14 protein-coding genes and 2 pseudogenes are annotated in these 18,207 nt (G+C 60.4%); 7 read left to right on the top strand and 9 right to left on the bottom strand.

Going from position 1 to position 18,207, the window contains the following annotated elements; all coding sequences use genetic code 11:
• Positions 1–61 precede the first annotated feature (61 nt).
• The 5 genes from HH213_RS26030 to HH213_RS26010 are packed head-to-tail and all read left to right on the top strand — an operon-like array spanning position 62 to position 7,653.
• Positions 62–895: a helix-turn-helix transcriptional regulator gene (locus tag HH213_RS26030; RefSeq protein WP_169114186.1), complete on the top strand. Its 834-nt coding sequence runs from the start codon at positions 62–64 to the stop codon at positions 893–895.
• Positions 877–2,370, top strand: coding sequence for a Wadjet anti-phage system protein JetA family protein (locus tag HH213_RS26025; RefSeq protein ID WP_169114185.1), 1,494 nt, complete (start codon positions 877–879; stop codon positions 2,368–2,370). Before HH213_RS26030 ends, HH213_RS26025 begins: the two co-directional genes overlap by 19 nt.
• Positions 2,367–3,029 (top strand): DUF4194 domain-containing protein, encoded by a 663-nt coding sequence (locus HH213_RS26020; protein ID WP_169114184.1) that lies wholly within the window; start codon positions 2,367–2,369, stop codon positions 3,027–3,029. Before HH213_RS26025 ends, HH213_RS26020 begins: the two co-directional genes overlap by 4 nt.
• A complete protein-coding gene (locus HH213_RS26015) occupies positions 3,026–6,469 on the top strand; it encodes an SbcC/MukB-like Walker B domain-containing protein (RefSeq protein WP_169114183.1) in 3,444 nt (1,147 codons plus the stop codon). Before HH213_RS26020 ends, HH213_RS26015 begins: the two co-directional genes overlap by 4 nt.
• Complete coding sequence (locus tag HH213_RS26010; protein WP_169114182.1) at positions 6,466–7,653, top strand: Wadjet anti-phage system protein JetD domain-containing protein; 1,188 nt, start codon at positions 6,466–6,468, stop codon at positions 7,651–7,653. The genes HH213_RS26015 and HH213_RS26010 overlap by 4 nt, the downstream gene beginning before the upstream one ends.
• 223 nt (positions 7,654–7,876) lie before the next feature.
• Here HH213_RS26010 and HH213_RS26005 read toward each other — a convergent pair whose 3' ends face one another.
• Positions 7,877–8,353, bottom strand: a complete 477-nt coding sequence (locus HH213_RS26005) for a hypothetical protein (protein WP_169114181.1) — start codon at positions 8,351–8,353, stop codon at positions 7,877–7,879.
• Between the two features lie 47 nt (positions 8,354–8,400).
• Here HH213_RS26005 and HH213_RS26000 point away from each other — a divergent pair.
• Positions 8,401–9,552 (top strand): annotated as a pseudogene (locus tag HH213_RS26000) (IS3 family transposase).
• A 16-nt stretch (positions 9,553–9,568) separates the two neighbouring features.
• Here HH213_RS26000 and HH213_RS30350 read toward each other — a convergent pair.
• The 5 genes and pseudogenes from HH213_RS30350 to paoA form a co-directional block, all read right to left on the bottom strand.
• Positions 9,569–9,871: pseudogene (locus HH213_RS30350) on the bottom strand (IS21 family transposase); the annotation flags it as partial.
• Between the two features lie 594 nt (positions 9,872–10,465).
• A complete protein-coding gene (gene paoC, locus HH213_RS25995) occupies positions 10,466–12,658 on the bottom strand; it encodes an aldehyde oxidoreductase molybdenum-binding subunit PaoC (RefSeq protein ID WP_169114180.1) in 2,193 nt (730 codons plus the stop codon).
• 2 nt (positions 12,659–12,660) lie between these two features.
• Positions 12,661–12,807 carry a hypothetical protein gene (locus tag HH213_RS25990; RefSeq protein ID WP_169114179.1) on the bottom strand — a complete coding sequence of 49 codons (147 nt, stop codon included), beginning with the start codon at positions 12,805–12,807 and terminating at the stop codon, positions 12,661–12,663.
• Positions 12,804–13,763 (bottom strand): FAD binding domain-containing protein, encoded by a 960-nt coding sequence (locus HH213_RS25985; protein ID WP_169114178.1) that lies wholly within the window; start codon positions 13,761–13,763, stop codon positions 12,804–12,806. The genes HH213_RS25990 and HH213_RS25985 overlap by 4 nt, the downstream gene beginning before the upstream one ends.
• Positions 13,760–14,404: an aldehyde dehydrogenase iron-sulfur subunit PaoA gene (paoA, locus tag HH213_RS25980; RefSeq protein WP_169114177.1), complete on the bottom strand. Its 645-nt coding sequence runs from the start codon at positions 14,402–14,404 to the stop codon at positions 13,760–13,762. Before paoA ends, HH213_RS25985 begins: the two co-directional genes overlap by 4 nt.
• A 343-nt stretch (positions 14,405–14,747) precedes the next feature.
• Between paoA and HH213_RS25975 the strand changes: the two genes are divergently transcribed.
• Positions 14,748–15,644: a LysR family transcriptional regulator gene (locus tag HH213_RS25975; protein ID WP_169114176.1), complete on the top strand. Its 897-nt coding sequence runs from the start codon at positions 14,748–14,750 to the stop codon at positions 15,642–15,644.
• Positions 15,645–15,700: 56 nt separating this feature from the next.
• Here the strand turns inward: HH213_RS25975 and HH213_RS25970 are convergent, their stop codons facing one another.
• Genes HH213_RS25970 through HH213_RS25960 form a run of 3 tightly spaced genes read right to left on the bottom strand, consistent with a single transcriptional unit; the run spans position 15,701 to position 18,190 of the window.
• The gene (locus tag HH213_RS25970) at positions 15,701–16,294 is read right to left on the bottom strand and encodes a flavodoxin (protein WP_169114175.1); all 594 of its coding nucleotides are present in this window, start codon (positions 16,292–16,294) and stop codon (positions 15,701–15,703) included.
• Between the two features lie 16 nt (positions 16,295–16,310).
• Positions 16,311–17,327 carry an aldo/keto reductase gene (locus HH213_RS25965; protein ID WP_169114174.1) on the bottom strand — a complete coding sequence of 339 codons (1,017 nt, stop codon included), beginning with the start codon at positions 17,325–17,327 and terminating at the stop codon, positions 16,311–16,313.
• A gap of 11 nt (positions 17,328–17,338) precedes the next feature.
• Complete coding sequence (locus HH213_RS25960) at positions 17,339–18,190, bottom strand: aldo/keto reductase (RefSeq protein WP_169114173.1); 852 nt, start codon at positions 18,188–18,190, stop codon at positions 17,339–17,341.
• Between the last annotated feature and the right edge of the window lie 17 nt (positions 18,191–18,207).

Here is an 18,207-nt window from a genome sequence, read left to right as displayed (position 1 = left end):
ATGGCTTTACATATCGTATGTTTTTCCATACCATATAGACAACCATCACGAGGTGACACCCATGTCTATTGCTAGCCGTCGGGAAAGAGATGCCAAAGTGGGCAGGATCCTTCTCTGGGAAGGTCGCGTCAGCCGCAGCCGTCTCATCTCCGAGTATGGGCTAAGCCCCATACGGGCAAGCGAGTGGCTGCGCGACTTCCGGGAGTCATATCCAGACTGGGTGGCGTGGGACAACAAGCTCAAGGCGGATGTGGCAACGTCCATCGCATATGCGGACGCCGAACGCGCCGCAAACGCCAAGCGGCAGAACTCCATCAGCGCCATGCTGGTTCCATATGCACTGAACGTACCAGGTAAGCCCCAGTCCATTTCATGGGAATTCGCCCATATCTCCCCCCGCACATTCTCACGGCTAAACTTAGCTATCACGGACCGGCTCCGGGTGCGATTCGTCTACTGCTCCATGAGCACTCCGGAGCCGCATGAGCGAACCGTCGAGCCACACAGCCTGTTGCGGGCGGAACGACGGTGGCACGTGCGCGGTTACTGTCCGGAACGGCAGGATTTCCGTGACTTCGTGTTAGGGCGCATGAGCAAGGTCAAGCTACTCACGGAGCCTAGTTCGGCCGACGTGGCGACCGATACTGCCTGGTCAACCGTTCTTCAAGTCAGAATTGCCGCTCACCCTGGCCTTAGCCCAGCGCAGCAACTGGTCGTCAGAAACGAATACTTCCAGGGAGCCTCAGCACGCGTAGAGAGCTGTAGGGCTGCCCTCCTGAACTACATGACGCAAGAGATCATGGCGGCCACAGATGTGGGTCGACAGGTCCCGCCCGACTATCAGCTGGCAGTTGAGAACGTAGAGGAGTGCCGACAATGGCTGTTCGTGACCTGACCGACCAAATTCGGCAAGAGAAGGTGGCCGAGCGCTATCCGCCGCTCTTCAAGCGCTTGCCCGACCACCTTTTCGCGCCGTTGGCATCGGCAAATCGTTTCCAGTATTGGTGGCTGCTGTGCGTCCTGCATGCCAAACGCTTCGGGCCCGAGGCCCCGCTGCCGCCGAGCACAGGCTTCCTGATGCGCGAGATTACCGCGGACATCGCCGAGGAACTCCAGTATCAGGACTGGGCCCCAGAGGGCGACGACGTGACTCCCGCCACGCCGCTGGCAACCCGGGCCATCGTGGTCTTCAACCGCCTGCGCGACGCGGGATGGATCCGCGTGGATCGGGTGGGCGTGCGTGAGATGGTGACGATGGCGCCAGCCGTCGCCCATTTCATGAACCGTCTCGTCGAGTTCGCTCACACCGGCCCGGAATTCGTCTCCGGCAAGATCCGTAGCATCGAGGCCAACCTGAAGCTACTTTTGGACGAGAGCACGGACGGGGCCTCGCTGCACGAGGCCGCACTGCAGTCACGTGCCCTTCTCGAACACGTCCGGATCGCAGGCACCAACGTGCGCGACCTGATGCTGGAGATCGGCCGCGTCGACGCCACCGGCGAATTCGTGCGGCGATTCTTCGACGACTACGTTGAGCGCATGTTCATCGGCGACTACAAAGAACTGCGCACACGCGAGCATCCCCTGGCACGACGCCAGGAGATCCTGCGTCTAGTGGCCCATGTCCAGCAGACCCAGGACCTGCGTGCCCGGCTGATCCAGTGGTACCTGGAGAAGCAGGCCGGGCGAGATCCTACCCGCGCCGAAGCCATGTTCGAACGCGACATCCAAAAGGTGGAGGACCTGCGCCGAATCGACGAGTACCTGGACCGACTGGACGACGAAATCCGACGCGCCAACAAACTGGCGCTGGCCTACCTGGACTACCGGCTGCGTGCTACCCGCCCCCTCGACGAGTTGATCGGCCACGCCATCGACGCCGTCGTCAAGCATGGCAACAAAGCGGCCGCGCTGGCTCCGTTCGCGCCAGGTGACTGTATCGCCGGCGAACGCTTGGCCGTGCCCCGCGCCGAGACTAAGCGCCCGCCACCCGGCGGACTACGCAAGCAGCTCATGTCCCCCGAACAGGAGGCTCGGGCACGCCTGGCTCTATTGGCGCGAGACCGACGCATCATGTCGCTGCCAAAGCTCGCGGCATTCGTGCGCCAGCAGCTCGGCGAGGAAGATACGGTGCCCAGCGCCTCTCTCCAGGTCGACAGCATCGAATCAGTCCGAGCGCTGCAGGTCTTGTGCACCATCGCAACGGCGAATGCAACACCCAGCAAACTACTGCGCGCCAACGCACGGGCGATGAGCAGCGGCTTCACCACTGTTCGCATGGAAGGCGAAGAAGTCCAGAGCCAAGGTATCTCTCACCTGCCCTTCACGATCGCAAGGACAACCAAGCCAGCGAAGGGAGGAAGCCAATGAGTTTCTGGGAGAATGCGGCCGAGTCCACCAAAAACGTGGTCACCGAAGATGAGTTCGAGGCCGCGGCAAATCGGCTAGTCACCGAGCAGGTCCTGTACGCCGCAGATCGCGGCAGCAAACTCGCTTACGGGCTAATCCGTGACTTCGAGCGCGAATTCAAACGCGCCCTGGATCCGCTGGGCTACGTCGTGCGGGTCAATAGCCAGCTGCGCTATGCCTGCGCTATCCCCAAACATGCCAGGACGTCACCAGTCACCGTGGACCAGACGCTGCTCGCGCTGGTGCTGCGCAGGATCTTCGACGAGGAGACGCGCTCCGGGCACCACGACGAAAACGGCGAGGTAGCCTGCGATCTGGTCACGCTCGAGGTCAAATACAAGCAGACGACGGGTGGCCGCGAACTGGCCACCGGCGGCAAGCTCGTCGCACTGATGCAGTGGATGCGGCGCTGGGGCATCGCCCGTGTGTCGGACGAGGAGACCAGTCAGTTCGGACACGATGCGGACCAGCCCTACGTGGTTATCATCCGGCCCGGTATCGCCGACGTCTTAGGAGAAGCGGCGTTAGCCCGCATCGCTCTGTTCACCAACCCGGACGCCGAGGTTGATGGCGTAGGCCATACGGTCGCGCCCACCCTGGAAGAAGGCGGTGCTGCATGAAGAAGCTGATTAGAATCCGGGTGGTCCAGTTCTTCTTGTACGAGATGCGCGACGTCGACGTCGGTATGACTTGCGGCGTCTTCGGCGCCAACGGTAGCGGCAAGTCCTCGCTCCTGGACGCCGTACAAATCGTCATGCTGGGAGCCAACGAGAGTCGCGGCAGCGCAGGCGTCGCCTTCAACGCGCAGGCCGACGAGTCCAATCACAACAGCCGCAATATTCGCAGCTACTGCCTGGGTCAGTACGGCGACTCGCCCGACGCTCGCGTGCGCGACAACGCCAACACCTACATCACCCTGGTATGGGAGGACACAGCGACCCAAGAGGTCGTTTCCACGGGTGTAAGTATCTACGTGAGCGCCGACCGCGAGAAGTCAGATGTGCAGGGCCGCTACATTCTCCCCGCAGACATCGCGCTCAGCGACCACTTGGAGCTGGTCGATGGTGAGTATCGGCCGCGCCCGTGGTCCAGCTTCAGACAGATGCTCTCGCAGCGCGCTCATGGCGAGGAGGTGCTCTTCCATGACTCCGAGCGTTTCGTCAACGCGATGCTATTCCGGCTACGAGGTGCGCGCGGCGCGCCGCGCTTGGACGCCTATCGCCAAGCGTTCCGCTTCGGGCTGCGGATGAAATTTGACAAGAGCGTCGACGATATCGTCCGCCAGCAGGTGCTGGAAACCCGGCCAACCAATATCAAGCGCTTCAAGGAAGTGTTGCACACCTTCCAAGAGATGGCCGCCCTGGTGCGCAGCGTCCAGGCCAAGCTCGAGGAGGCCGAATTGATTGAGGCCGATTTCGCCGATGCCCACCGTCGCAACATCCATTCGGTCTCGCTCGCAGCCTTGGCTCAAGCAGCCGAACTCGAGGTCGCCAATGAGGCGGTAACCGCCGCCGAGGAGGCCGAAGGCCGTGCGGCGGCGGCATTCGACGTCGCAAGCGCCCAGCGTGACGACGTGAACCGCCGAGTCGGTGTGGCCGAGCAGCACGCACGCGACAGTGCATCCGACCGTGACAAGCATGCTTCCCATGCAGATGCTGCGCTGCTGCGCGAAAGCCTTGCCGGGGTACAGAACCGGCTCGCCGAACAAAGAACGGGGTTGCATCGCATCGTCAAAGCCATCGGAAAGGCCATCGACGTACAAATCCCTGGGAAGCCCGTAGCCGACAGCGCGGGAGCGACTACTCAGGCGTTCAAGGACATCCAGTCCCTGCTGGAGGGCGACAAGGTCGGCAGCCGCGACGCAGTGGAGTCGACGGTCCGCAAGGCGTTGCGCGCGGCCAAGTTGCTCAGCAACGAGATATTCGAGGAGATGCAGTCTGTTGGCCGCGCGCAGACGGCAGCCGAAGCCGAGCTCACTGACGTGCGAGAGAACCAGGAGCGCATCGCCAAGGGTAAGCCGCCGCTCGAGGGGCCGGCTGCGGCGCTCAAGCGCGTGCTGGCCAACGCCGGTGTGGATGCTACCCCAGTATGCGACCTGGTGCGTATCGACGACCCGGACTGGCAATCGGCCATCGAGTCCTATCTGGGTATGTCGAACATGCAGGCCCTGCTGGTCGATGAGCTCGACGAGCGCAAAGCATTCGGTGTGTCACGCCGGGCTGGGGTCTACGAGGCGAAGGTCGTAATGCCAAGCAAATTCTCCAATCGCGGCAGCCCAAGGCGCGGTGCCGTCGCTGAGCTAATCAGCGGCAATAGCGCAGTTGCGGTCAACTACCTTCGGTCCAAGTTCGGCGACACGCAGCGGGCCGATACGGAGGACGAGTGCTTTGCCCATCGGTTCGCGATGACCAAGGACGGCATGTTGCTGGCCGACGGTGAGATGGTGCGAAAAAGACCAACGGATCCCGTTCTCTTCAAGATCGGCCCAACCTCAACAGCGACGCGCAACTCTATCGCCGAACGCGCCCGCCAGCTTCAAGACCAGGTTGAGGCACTTAAGGACAGGTACGCCAAGCTCAAGGTCCTCTTGAACAACCTAGGTCCGTTCGTGGGCGGGGAGCAGGACAAGGTTCAGGATGTCCTCGAGGCCTTTGACCGGATTTCCAAGGAGGCCAGCGACGAGGGGGATCTGACGCGGCGCCTGCAAGCTTTGGATACCGAGGAATATCGCCAGTTGGTGCGGGCAGCCGAAGAGGCTGAGGTGGCAGTGATCGCGCTGCGAAAACAGCAGCTTGATGCGGTTCGGGCCGTCGGCGCAGCAGAGACCGAGTGCCGGCAAAAGAACGAGGATACTAAGAGGAAGCAGGCGTTGGCCGCCACCCAGAAGGAGGTCTCCGAGATGGCGCGTGCGGCCGATGGCTTCGACGTCGACTATGCGTCGGACCAGTGGGAGAGACTGTTGACGCGCCAGGGCTTGTCGTTCCGAGAGATTGTCATTGACTGTACTCGCCGAAGCGTTGGAGCCAAGGACGACTCCCGACAGAAAGCGTCGAACGCCATGCAGAAGCTGTCGGCTTTCCTTGTCAGGCACAACGAGCTAATGCCGTCAAGCCCCCAAGACGACTGGCGCAGCGCGCGTGCCTGGCTGGAGGCACGCGTCGCCATTCTCACCGAGACCGGCCTGCGAGAGAACAAGGCCAGAATGGAAGATGCCCTCAGCGCAGCCAAGAGCACCTTCCGCAACGACGTCGCGGTGGCGCTGCACGAGCACCTCGAATGGTTGAGCGACACCGTCAACCGGATGAACGAGGCCTTGAGACTAGCGCCCATGTTCACCAACAACGAGCGCTACCAGTTCCGCTCGCATGTGCGGCCGGCCTTCTCCGTGCTGCTAAAGTTCATCAAAGACGTCGCCCAGTACGGTCCGACCGAGGACTTGCTCGGCGGGGCTGGAGAGCTACCTAAGGAGTTCGAGGAGCTCATGCGCGAAAAGACGGTCGCCGGCGCCGCCGCAGTGAAATCACCACTGGACGACTACCGAGAGTTCTTCGACTTCGATATCGAGGTGCTCCGCGAGGAAGCTTCCACAAGCACCACCAAGCATATCGGCTGGCTTAGCAAACGCGTCGGGTCCGGCTCTGGTGGCGAGCATCGCGCGCCACTGTACGTGATCGCGGGCGCCGCGCTGTCGTCGGCCTATCGACTGGAGCGTGGGGATGACAGCGGCATCCGACTGCTGGTCATCGACGAGGCCTTCATCAAGATGGACCCGAGGAACATCGTGGCTACCATGCGCTACTTCGAGGAGCTAGGCCTGCAGGTCTTCATGGCCAGCACGGGCGACGCCTTGGGTAGCCTGACCGCCTTCCTCGATCGGTATTACGACATCATGCGCGATGCCGAGAGTAACGTGGTGGAACTCGAAGGGCACGACGTAGATCCCGAGACGCGCGAGATGTTCCGCGCCGACCTGCCTGAGTTCAATCCGGAGCTTATTGAGGCTGAGATCAGGAGACAATACCAGTCGCGGGCCGGCCCAGCAGGGGGCGCCGCAGTATGAATCGCGAAGACCAAGCCGAGATGGATCCGTTAGCCAGGAAGGCGCTGGAGCGCCTGCTGAAGTCCTCCGACAAGCATGTGGCCGGCGCCGCCACGCGGCGCCCCACCCTAACGGACTCCTCGCTGTCCGAGTACCGCGAGTTGCGCAGCCTGAAGGCAAAAGAAGACTTCGAGACGGTGATGGCCTTCGCACAAGCGGAAGGAGCGATCACGGTCGTGCGCCCCCGGCGTGACATTCAAGGCCTCATCGAGCGCATTGAACTGATTGACGCCATTAAGCTGGCTTCGATCCTGGGTAAGGTGCCCCATGCCGTACGGGTCCAGTCGGCCAGACAAACACTTGCCACGTATCTCGCTGGGCATTTGGTCTTGAACGACGTCTTATCCAGTTGGGAAAGGCTCAAGAAAGTTCGTGGCACTGGGCCTGACGGCGTCACCAAATGGGTCATGGCATGTGACGTCATCGCCTATTGCCAGGCCCAGGTGGCGCTCGGCGCCATGGAGACACCGGTCCGAGACGCCAGTGCGCGCCTGTTCAAAGACAGCAAACGCATCGAATCCTTGGTGCCTTGCCTCGATGTTCTACTGACAGGCAACGTCGAGGACGATGCACGCTCGGAAGCCGAGGTACTGCACGAACTCGGCCTCTATCGCGAACAACAGCCCGTGCGCTTGTCTGGCAACATAGTGGTTCGTCGAGAGCGAGGCGCCTTCCCCCTGGATCGGCCCTACTGCGCATTGCCCCCGTCGACAGTGCTGGGTATCGAGTCGATGCCCAGCCAAATACTGACTATCGAAAACCAGACCACCTTTCATGTCTGGGCTCGTCAGCACTATGACTCCAATGTGCTGTGCATCTACACCGCAGGGATGCCTTCCCCCGCCTGGCGGGCAATGTATCTTCGGCTGCTTTCCGGGCTCCCTGCCTCTACGCCAGTGCACCACTGGGGCGATGTCGATGAAGGCGGGTTCCGGATCGCTTCCCTCCTAAGCCAGTGTGTAGCCGAGGTTGGCCATACTCTGCTGCCTTGGAAGATGCACCCTGCGGACGTTCCCGAGTCGCTGCGCCGAGCGGCGTCAGCGCGTACCGTGGAACGGATGGTCAAGTACGCGTATGAGACGGGCTGGAACGACATTGCACACGAGCTCACGAAAGGCAAGTTCGTCGCCGAACAAGAGGGATGACAACGATTACGAATTTTTCGAGTAGTACCTAGAAAACGGAGACCAGAACGGTCCCATGGCACGACTCGTCTCATTCTGGTTGATTTCAACACGCCGTGGAGCGGTATGCGGCGAAGCATCCCTTAGTGATCGTTCCCTGAATACTCAAAGCAGCCGCGCGGTGCCCAAATTTGGTAGACAGTCAACTCGACACCGTCCCGCGTTTCGCGCAGACGAAATGGCGCTAGCCAGGCGGAATCGGGACGCGGAACGTGAATTCGTCAGCCCCTGCTCGACCGGAATCAAGCGCGATCTGATAACGCTGAGTAGCAAGCAGCTGCTCCTGGCGCTCATCAAACGGCTCACCAGAATCAATGGTTTCTTCGATTTCCTTGCACAGTTTGTGGAGAATTAGCATTACTCGCAGCATTTGTGGTGCAGACAGCGCAACGACTGCTGCCGCGATCATCGTGAGAAGGCTCGCTGCCTGCGGCATGGCATTGATGGAGGAGCCGATAGCCTCCGTGAAACACGCGAAAGGTCGGTGGCGGCTATCATTCGCGAAAGTATTGGCTACATCTAGCAGATTTCGCCACGGCGAGCGCTCAGTACAGTAGTAGACCTTGGTTCGACTCACATCCGCGCCGCCGCCGCCGCGTTCGACAGTGTCGCTATCGATGGCATAATGGGATATTAGGTGGTTCAGGCACTGAATCGCCACGACTATTGTAGACACTCCTGAGCCATAATTTAGGCAAAGGAGAAATCATGAGTGGGAAGCGTTACACGGAAGAATTTAAGGTCGCTGCGGTCAAGCAGGTTCTTGAGCGCGGACACCCAGCGGCCGAGGTCGCTGAGCGACTTGGCGTCAGTATCCACAGCATCTATGCGTGGACAAAGCGGTATGGCGTGCCCGAAGTCGAGCGCAAAGCTCAGGACGCCCAGTCGGACGAGATGCGGCGACTGAAGGCCGAATTGAAGCGCGTTACCGAGGAGCGCGACATATTGAAAAAGGCCGCGGTGTACTTTGCCAAGACGTCCGGGTAAGGTACGCCTTCATTCAAGAAGTACAGGACGAATTTCCGGTGCGGCGCTTGTGCCAGATGATGGGAGTTCATCCCAGCGGTTTTTATGCGTGGTGCGTCCAGCCTGAGAGCAAGCGGGCCAAGGAAGACAAGCGCCTGCTTGGTCACATAAAGCAGTCGTGGCTAGAAAGCGGTGCGGTCTACGGCTATCACAAGGTATCCGACGACCTGCGCGACCTCGGAGAGCGATGCGGCATCAATCGCGTTCACCGCATCATGCGCTCAGCGGGCCTGCGCTCGCAGACCGGATATGGCAAGCGCAAGTGGAAAGGCGGCGGCGTGCCATCGGTGGTAGCGCCGAATCATCTGCAGCGGCAATTTGACGTGCTTGAGCCAAACCGGGTCTGGGTGACCGACATAACTTACATCCGAACCCATGAAGGCTGGCTATACCTGGCTGTTGTACTCGACTTGTTTTCGCGCCAGGTTATCGGGGTGGTCGATGAGTTCACGGATTGACACGGAGCTGGCGATGAATGCGCTGCTGATGGCGGTTTGGCGACGCAAACCGGCCGATCCTGTAATGGTTCATTCGGATCAGGGCTCGCAGTTCACCAGCAAGGACTGGCGCGATTTTTTGACGGCGCATCGGCTGGAGCCCAGCATGAGCCGGCGCGGAAACTGTCACGACAATGCGGTCGCTGAAAGCTTCTTTCAGCTTCTGAAGCGCGAGCGTATCAAGCGCAAGACCTATGCAACCAGGGACGATGCAAGGCAGGATATCTTCGACTATATCGAGATGTTCTACAATCCGAAGCGACGTCACGGATTTAATGACAGGCTTTCGCCAGCAGAGTATGAGCGAAGGCATTTTGAACGGCTAGCGGGTGTCTAGCACACTCGTGGCAATTCACCCTGTCGTAAGACCATTCAAAACCCAATTCCCTTAGGTCCTCGTGGATCTGCTTTAAGGTGCGTCGCTGCTTCCTAGAACGAGCTGCCTCGGTCTTGAGCATGGCTGAAAGTTGGAACGCATATTTGTCGATCGCGCTGCGTGAGCGCCGCACGGCGTAGGCCGGCTCGGTTATTTCCGCGCGCAGATAGCGCGGGACAGTGTTTCTAGAGATGCGCAGGCGTCGGGCTATCTCTCGAAGGGGGAACTGGTCACGGATATGCCAGCGTCGAATAATGCTTAGTAGTGCCACGTCGATCACTCCAATTCCCCACTCAACTTGTTGAGCAGGATTGTGTCTTAACCGTGGGTCAGATTCAGTTGCAAATTACTGGGTAAAGTGGGTCAAGTTTCCGTGCAAATCAACAGTAGTTGCTCATGAATGCGTGCAACTGCTTTGAGTCGAACTGAGGTTTTACCATTTCCTTATCCGAAAATTTGAGTTGAGCTTAGCCATCACGTGGCCACGCGAATAAGGATAGCATTCTTGCTTATTTGAAAATTCACGAATTCTCACCTATGCTTTCGTTATCCTGTGTCAGCGCTCCCATCCTGGGCGAAATTTAGCTATCGAGCTTCGATCAATGGTTAGCAGATACCTACGAGGTGGCCTATTTCCACTGTGTTGACGATATCTTGGGCGCCCCACTGGTCACATCCGACGTCTGTCTAAATCATTGAGTCGAGATTTTTTGACCCGCTTCCGGTATGAATTTCGTTACCGCTCGCGACCAACCTCATTTTCAATGATCGACAGAAAAGTTCGTACGGTGTAACTGAGCTTAAGACCGTTTCCCTATGAAAACCAGACGACCCAAGGCGTGAGGGACGTACTAATCTTTAGGTCGGGGAGTTATCAGGCTGGCAGTTGCATCAATAACTTATCCAGCGTGATGGGGTAATCGCGCACGCGCACGCCCGTGGCGTTATATAATGCATTGGAAATGGCCGCCGGTACACCAGTTATACCCAACTCCCCTACTCCTTTCGCCTTGAGCGGTCCGGCCGTAGCGTCTACCTCGTCGAGGAATATGACCTCCTGATGCGGGATGTCGGCATGAACCGGCACCTCGTATCCGGCCAGGTCGTGATTGACAAAAAAGCCCGCGCGCTTGTCCACCACGAGGTCTTCCATCAACGCCGCACCGGCGCCCATGGTCATCGAACCGATAATTTGGCTACGGGCCGCCATCGGGTTGAGGATACGCCCTGCAGCGCATACTGCCAGCATGCGACGGATGCGGATCTCGCCCGTGTCGGCGTCCACCGCCACTTCCACGAAGTGCGCGCCAAAGGTTTGTTGAGCGTACTTTTTGGACAGGTCTCCATACTCCATCGCATCTTCGCCCACCAGTTCGCCGGCCGCTACCGCGTCCGTCAGCGGCCGACTATTGCCGCCAGCGCGCACGCGGCCATTGGCGAATTCGATATCGACACCTGACAGGCCTAATCTGGCCGCCACTTGTTCGCGCAATTTGACACACGCCGCGTACACCCCTGCTGTCGATGAGGCCGCACCGAACTGGCCGCCCGAACCAGCGCCCTGCGGGAAGCGTGAATCACCCAGTAGCACAGTCACTTTGCTCAATTCCACGCCCAGCATCTCAGCTGCCGTTTGGGCCAAGATGGTGTAAGTGCCGGTACCGATGTCGGTCATGTCGGTTTCTACTGTGAGATTGCCGCTCTTGCTTAAGCGCACCCGCGCAGCCGATTTGACCACCGGGGCGCCGCGAATGGCCGAGGCTGTGCCCAAGCCGATAAGCCAGCGCCCTTCACGCCGGCTGGCCGGCTTCACGCTGCGCAGGTTCCAGCCGAAATGTTCAGCCCCGCGCTCCAGGCACGCCACCAGTTGGCGCTGCGAGTACGGCTTATCGGGAGACTCTGGATCGACCTGCGTGTCGTTCAGCACTCGCAAGGCGACGGGGTCCATGCCCAGTTTTTCAGCCAGTTCGTCCATGGCGATTTCCAGCGCCATCATGCCCGGCATTTCCCCTGGAGCACGCATCGCACTAGCTTCGGGGAGGTCCAGATGTGCGACCTGCAACCGCGTCATGCGGTTGGCGCCCGCATAGAGCAGACGAGTGGGCGCAGTGGACGTCTCGGGCCGGTCACCTAGGTTACCCGACCAGCTTTCATGGCCAATGGCCGTCAACTTGCCTGCGCGAGTGGCGCCCAGACGGATGCGCTGGATGGTGGCAGCCCGGTGAGTAGTGTTATTGAACATGAGTGGGCGCTGCAAGGTCACCTTCACCGGCCGTCCGATACGCCTGGCCGCCAGCGCGGCAAGCACTGCGTCACTAAGGATGGAACCTTTGCCACCAAAGCCGCCGCCGATGTATGGGGCCACGATACGTACGTTTTTCTTGGGAATGCCGAGGATCTTTGCAATGTCGCGCACACCCCAGCTCACCAGCTGAATCGCCGTGTGCAGGGTAAGTTTATCGCCGTTCCACATCGCGATTGTCGCGTGTGGTTCCAACATTGCGTGTGACTGGTCCGGTGTGGTGTACGTCGCGTCGACAGTTATTTCCGCCTGCGCAAAGGCGCCGTCGAAATCTCCCACGGACGACGATAATTTAGGGTCCGGCTTCACCGTGGGCAGTTTATCCTTTTCCACGTGCAGGTCGAAGGCGCCCTCCGTGGCAGTGTAGCGCGGCCGAAGCAGAGCGGCAGCCGCACGCGCCTGTTCGAACGTTTCTGCCACCACGAGCGCTACTGCCTGGTGATAGTGCGCCACTTCTGGGCCCGCTAACGCGCGTGCCACGTAGAAACCGCCAACGTCCAGCCGGCCCGCATCCTCGGCTGTGATTATTGCCAGCACGCCGGGCGCAGCGCGGGCTACGGTCAGATCAATGCCCGCGATGCGACCCTTGGCGATGCTGGCGCCTAACACGTAACCGTAGGCAGCGCCCTTTGCCGCGTCGTGTTGCTCATAGGCGTAAGGCGCCGTGCCGGTCGTTTTGCGCGGGCCATCGATGCGCGTGGTGGCCTTGCCGACCACTTTCAAGCGGTCGATCGGGTTGCGTATGGCAGGGGTGTCGAATTTCATGGTTAGCCTTGGCTTGACAGTTGGGACGGCAGTTTATCGAGCGTGAGCGGATTGTCCTGCAAGAATCCGACCCGGGCGTTGCGGATAGCGTTGGCCGCTGCATCCAGTTGGCCGACGGGATGGGTGTTGGCGCCTGCAATAAATGTCATGCGCCGCCCTTCTTCGCTTCTGCCAATACTGCGCTTAAGGTACGCTCGACCAATGTGACTTTGAAAGCGTTTTGCTCGGTCGGTTTGGCGCCGGCCAGCAGGGTGGCGGCCACTGCCGCAGCTCCCTGCGGCAGTCGTGCATCCGCCGCCTCGACGCGCCAGGGCTTGTGCGCCACGCCACCAACGGCCACTCGGCCGGTGCCGTCCGGCTGGATAACCGCGGCCACCGACACTAGCGCGAACGCATAGGAAGCGCGGTCGCGCACTTTGCGGTAGATGTGCAGGCCGCGTAAGGGCGCGGGCAATACCACTGCGGTGATTAGCTCGCCGGGTTCCAGCACCGTGTCGCGGTGCGGCGTATCGCCCGGCAGCCGATGGAAGTCGGCAATCGGTATAACGCGTTGGGCCCCGCTTGAGCGCACGGTTTCCACGCTGGCATCCAGCAGACGCATGGCCACGGCCATGTCGCTCGGATGCGTGGCGATACAGGCCCCGCTGGAGCCGATCACCGCATGCTGGCGATTGACCCCTCCGATCGCCGAACAACCGCTACCCGGGACGCGCTTGTTGCACGGCTGGTTGGTGTCATAAAAGTACGCGCAGCGGGTGCGCTGCAACAGGTTGCCGGCCGTGGTCGCCTTATTGCGCAACTGGCCGGATGCTCCAGACAATAGCGCGCGCGACAGTACGCCGTAATCTCTTCGGACGCGTTCATCGGCCGCCAGGTGGGTATTACGCACCAGCGCGCCGATGCGCAATCCGCCCTCTTGCGTGGATTCGATCTTGTCGAAGCCTATGCCGTTGACATCGATCAAGTGGCCCGGCGTTTCGATCTCCAGCTTCATCAGGTCGAGCAGGTTGGTACCACCGGCGATGAACTGCGCGCCAGGAGTGCGCGCGAAGGCGTCGGCCGCCGCTTCCGTCGTGGTGGCGCGTTCGTATGTAAAGGCTTTCATGCCGGACCTCCGGCGACTTCGATGATGGCGTCGAGGATGTTTGAGTACGCGCCGCAGCGACAGATATTGCCGCTCATGCGCTCGCGGATTTCCTCGGCCGATAGGAGTGGGCGCGTGGTCAGGCTGCCGCTGACATGGCTCGGAATCCCCTGCTTAATTTCTTCGAGCACCGCCACGGCGGAGCAGATCTGGCCCGGGGTGCAGTAGCCGCACGGGTAGCCATCGTGCTTGATGAATGCGGCCTGCATCGGGTGCAACTTGTCGGGCGTGCCGAGACCCTCGATCGTGGTGATCGTAGCGCCTTCGTGCATGACAGCCAACGTCAGGCAGGAATTGATGCGGGCGCCGTCGAGCATGATCGTACACGCGCCGCACTGACCATGGTCACAGCCCTTCTTGGTGCCTGTCAAGTGCAGGTTTTCGCGCAACACGTCGAGCAAGGACGTGCGGGTGTCCACCTCCAGATGGTGGCGCTGCCCATTAATCGTGAGTGCCACCCGGGTCAGCACCCGTGGAGCGGCCGTCGCAACTGTGGGCGGCTTGGCAGCGACCAGCGACGGTACCACGGCGGCGGTGGCGGAAGTGGCGCCGGCTTTCAGTACATCTCGCCGGGTGAGCTTGAGTTCGCTGAGATGATCCATACGTCGCTTCCTTTATTGGTGGGCGGGTGGTTGTTGATCGAGCGCGGTGTGTGCGCGCCTCGCGGCCTCAAGGTCAACACGTTCGGTCAGCTGCAAGAGTTCCAATGTAGTCGGTGTGCTATTGTGCGGCTAGGGCGAAAATGCGCATGGCTTTATAAGCACACCTTATCAATCAACAGTCATGAGCGCCATCATGCCAAGCGGCCGCCGCCGGCGCGCTTGTCCTGCCGTTAGTTGACAGGCGCATGGGCGGCAGCCTGCGGCGAGCGGCAAACGATTACCGCCCCCCCTCGTGTTAGAGTAACCGCTACCATTCATTCCGCCGCACGTCAGCTCAATCTCAATGGCACTTACCAATTTCAATGACATCCTTGCGTTCATCGCTGTCGCGCGCGAAGGCAGCTTCACGAAAGCGGCAGCCAAGCTCGGGGTATCGCAATCCGCACTGAGCCAGACCGTGCGCGGCCTTGAGCAGCGCCTTGGGATACCGCTGTTGGTCCGTACAACGCGCAGCGTCTCTCCTACCGAAGCGGGGCGGCAAATCATGACAAGCATTGCCCCGCGCTGTGAGGAAATCGAGACCGAGTTGGCGGCTCTTAGCGAACGTCGGTTATTGCCAGCGGGCACGATCCGGGTGAGTGCGGGCGAGCACGCTGCGCTGAGCGTGTTGCAGCCGGCATTGAACAAGTTGCTTCCGCTATATCCAGACATTCGGGTGGAAATCCATGCGGAGAACCGCATGGCGGACATCGTCGCCGAGCGTTTCGACGCCGGCGTGCGTCTGGGCGATCAAGTCGACAAAGACATGATCGCGGTGCGGATAGGTCCGGATTTGCGCTGGGCCGTGGTGGGGTCACCGGCGTATTTTGAGCAGCATCCGGCGCCCCAGACCCCAGCCGACCTGACCCATCACAATTGCATTAATATGCGCCTGCCCACGCACGGTTCGATCTTTACCTGGGAATTTGAAAAAGATGGCCGGGAAGTGAAGGTCAAGGTGGACGGACAAATGGTGGTCAACAATCTGACCATGCGGGTTCTATCAGCCCTTGATGGCCTGGGCTTGGCGTATGTGCCGGAAGACCAGGTCACGGCGCACCTGTCGTCCGGGCGGCTGGTACGGGTGCTCGATGCGTGGTGTCCAGCCTATCCCGGCTACCGGCTCTACTATCCGAGCCGACGACATCCCTCGGCGGCGTTCGCCCTATTTCTTGACGCCGTACGGTATCAAAAGTCCTGAGGCAGCAAGCTCAACCCCGTTTTCCGTTTTGTGGGGCGAAAACGCTGTCAGCCAGATTAGCGCGGCACTGGTTTTCCCAACCACTGCAATACCTCGGTGGTGGTGCGGCGCTCCTGGTCGGCCTCCATTACCAATGGCGGTTTTAGCATGGCACCTTTCGCACGTTTGGCCAGGTCGGCAGCGCTCTTCCCGGCACCGTAGCCGCCGTGGGTGATGAACGGCACCACCGTCTTGCCACGCAGGTCAATCTGCGACAGAAAGCTGCGCACCGGCGGCGGCAGGGTTTCGCCCCAGATGGGAAAGCCGAGGTACACCTTGTCGTAATGCGCTATGTTGGGTGGCCCGTCGCGCAAGGCCGGCAGGTGGCCCTCGTCGCGCTCCTGCCGGGCCTGCTCGACAGTCTGAAAATAGTCGTCCGGATAGGCGCGCACGGTGCGAATCTCGTACAGGTCTGAAGGCTCTGCACGGTGGATCACCCCCGCCAGCACCCGTGTGTTGCCCGAGCGCGATAGGAACGCCACCAATGCGCGCGGGCGGCCCGTGGCGGTCGCGCCGTCCCCCTCGGCATCGATGGCGGCTACGGTCTCGCCGATCGGCAACGCCGCCATGGCGGTCATCAGCATGCGGCGCGATGGATTGTCGATGGTCATTCTCCCCCCTCAGATATTAATGCCTTGGTGGCGACTCAACGCCGGAATATGCCAATACTGCATCGGGCAGCCGCGCGCCCTGCACTTTGATTGCGCGCACCGCGCCACCAAGCTCCGCCAGTTCCGCAGCGCTGAATTGAATGCTTGCCGCCCCAACATTCTCAAGCATGTGAGCCATCTGCGTCGTGCCTGGTATTGGCACGATCCACGGCTTTTGCGCCAGCAGCCAGGCCAGTGCGATCTGGCCTGGTGTCGCATGCTTGCGGACCGACCATTTTTTCAACAGCTCTACCAGCGCCAGGTTCGCCGTAAGGTTGGCGCCCTCAAAACGCGACTCGACTTTGCGGATGTCACCATCTGCAAAACGAGTGTTAGCGTCAATCGCGCCAGTGAGGAAACCCACGCCGAGCGGACTCCACGGCACGAAGCCAATACCGAGTTCCTGGCAAGTATCGAGCACTTTGTCTTCTGGCCCGCGCCACAGCATCGAATATTCGTTTTGCACCGCTGTGACGGGCAATGCAGCATGCGCGCGGCGCAGCGTGTTGAGGCCCATTTCGCACAAGCCCCAATGCAGAACTTTGCCTTGTTTGACCAGGTCTCCCACAGCGCCGGCCACGTCCTCGATCGGCACTGCGGGATCAACCCGGTGCTGGTACAGCAGGTCGATGCGGTCGGTGTTGAGCCGCTTGAGCATGCCCTCTACCGCCAGCTTGATATGTTCCGGGCGGCTGTTCAGGCCGGGCAGGCGCTTGCCCGTCTGGAGGTCGATGTTCCAGCCGAACTTCGACGTGATGGCCACCTGGTTACGGAACGGTGCGACGCCCTCGCCTAGGATGCGCTCGACTTCATGCGGACCGTAGGCTTCGGCCGCATCGAAGAACGTGACGCCACTGTCGAACGCGGTGCGCAGGATCTGGTGCATCTTCGGAGCGGACCTGTTAGCCGGTTGAGCTTTGCCCACCAATGGTACGGCGGCCGCGCTCGCTGCAGCCGCAATGAAGCTGCGCCGGGAGGTTGGTGTGTCGGTCATTGCATTTCTCCTTAAATGTCGAGCTTGCGGCTTGCCATCCATTTCACCATGTCGGGATCCTGGTGCGAGAAGAAACTGCTGTTGCCTGATTCCAGCATGGCAATCTGCTTGGTGTCGTCGTCGCTCAGCGCAAAATCGAACACGTTCAAGTTTTCTTCCATGCGTTCGCGCTTGACCGTCTTGGCCAACGCCACGATTCCACGCTGCACCAGCCAGCGCAGGACCACCTGGCCGATCGACTTGTTGTACTTAGCGGCAATCTTAGCCAGCACCGGATTGTGGAACAGGTCATTCTTGCCTTCTGCGAAGGGCGCCCACGCTTCGGCCTGGACCTTGTCCGCCGACATGAACTTCGTTGCCTCAAGCTGCTGGTGGAAGGGGTTGATTTCGATTTGGTTGACGGCTGGAGGGATCTCGTTGAAAGCCATCAGGTCCGCCAAACGATCTGGCGCGAAGTTCGATACGCCAATGGCGCGAAGCTTTCCTGCCTTGTGCGCGTCCTGCATCGCCCGCCAGGAACCGTAGACGTCGCCGTACGGCTGGTGAATCAGGAACAGGTCGAGGTAGTCCATCTGCAGGCGCGTCAGCGATTTATCGATGGCTTGCTTGGTGTTCTCGTAGCCCGTGTCCTGGACCCACAATTTGCTAGTGACGAATAGGTCGCTCCGTGTGACGCCGCTGTTCCGGATGCCTTTGCCGACGGCGCCTTCATTCTGGTACGAAGCAGCCGTGTCGATCAGTCGATAACCCGCGCTGATGGCGTCGATGACGGTGCGCTCGCATTCAGCCGGATCGGGAATCTGAAAAACACCAAAGCCGAGGATCGGCATGACCAGCCCATTGTTGAGTGTGACGTATTCCATATGATTTCCTTTGGTTT

This window comes from Duganella dendranthematis (assembly GCF_012849375.1).
Taxonomy (GTDB): domain Bacteria; phylum Pseudomonadota; class Gammaproteobacteria; order Burkholderiales; family Burkholderiaceae_D; genus Rugamonas; species Rugamonas dendranthematis.
Note: the sequence above shows the minus strand (reverse complement) of the source record. Positions and strands in the feature narration are given on the sequence as shown.

Coding starts and splice junctions, on each gene's coding strand:
- HH213_RS26015 (WP_169114183.1), top strand. CDS start 3,026: ATGAAGAAGCTGATTAGAATCCGGGTGGTCCAGTTCTTCTTGTACGAG.
- HH213_RS25965 (WP_169114174.1), bottom strand. CDS start 17,327: ATGACCGACACACCAACCTCCCGGCGCAGCTTCATTGCGGCTGCAGCG.
- HH213_RS25990 (WP_169114179.1), bottom strand. CDS start 12,807: ATGACATTTATTGCAGGCGCCAACACCCATCCCGTCGGCCAACTGGAT.
- HH213_RS25975 (WP_169114176.1), top strand. CDS start 14,748: ATGGCACTTACCAATTTCAATGACATCCTTGCGTTCATCGCTGTCGCG.
- HH213_RS26010 (WP_169114182.1), top strand. CDS start 6,466: ATGAATCGCGAAGACCAAGCCGAGATGGATCCGTTAGCCAGGAAGGCG.
- paoA (WP_169114177.1), bottom strand. CDS start 14,404: ATGGATCATCTCAGCGAACTCAAGCTCACCCGGCGAGATGTACTGAAA.
- HH213_RS25970 (WP_169114175.1), bottom strand. CDS start 16,294: ATGACCATCGACAATCCATCGCGCCGCATGCTGATGACCGCCATGGCG.
- paoC (WP_169114180.1), bottom strand. CDS start 12,658: ATGAAATTCGACACCCCTGCCATACGCAACCCGATCGACCGCTTGAAA.
- HH213_RS26025 (WP_169114185.1), top strand. CDS start 877: ATGGCTGTTCGTGACCTGACCGACCAAATTCGGCAAGAGAAGGTGGCC.
- HH213_RS25985 (WP_169114178.1), bottom strand. CDS start 13,763: ATGAAAGCCTTTACATACGAACGCGCCACCACGACGGAAGCGGCGGCC.
- HH213_RS26030 (WP_169114186.1), top strand. CDS start 62: ATGTCTATTGCTAGCCGTCGGGAAAGAGATGCCAAAGTGGGCAGGATC.
- HH213_RS26020 (WP_169114184.1), top strand. CDS start 2,367: ATGAGTTTCTGGGAGAATGCGGCCGAGTCCACCAAAAACGTGGTCACC.
- HH213_RS25960 (WP_169114173.1), bottom strand. CDS start 18,190: ATGGAATACGTCACACTCAACAATGGGCTGGTCATGCCGATCCTCGGC.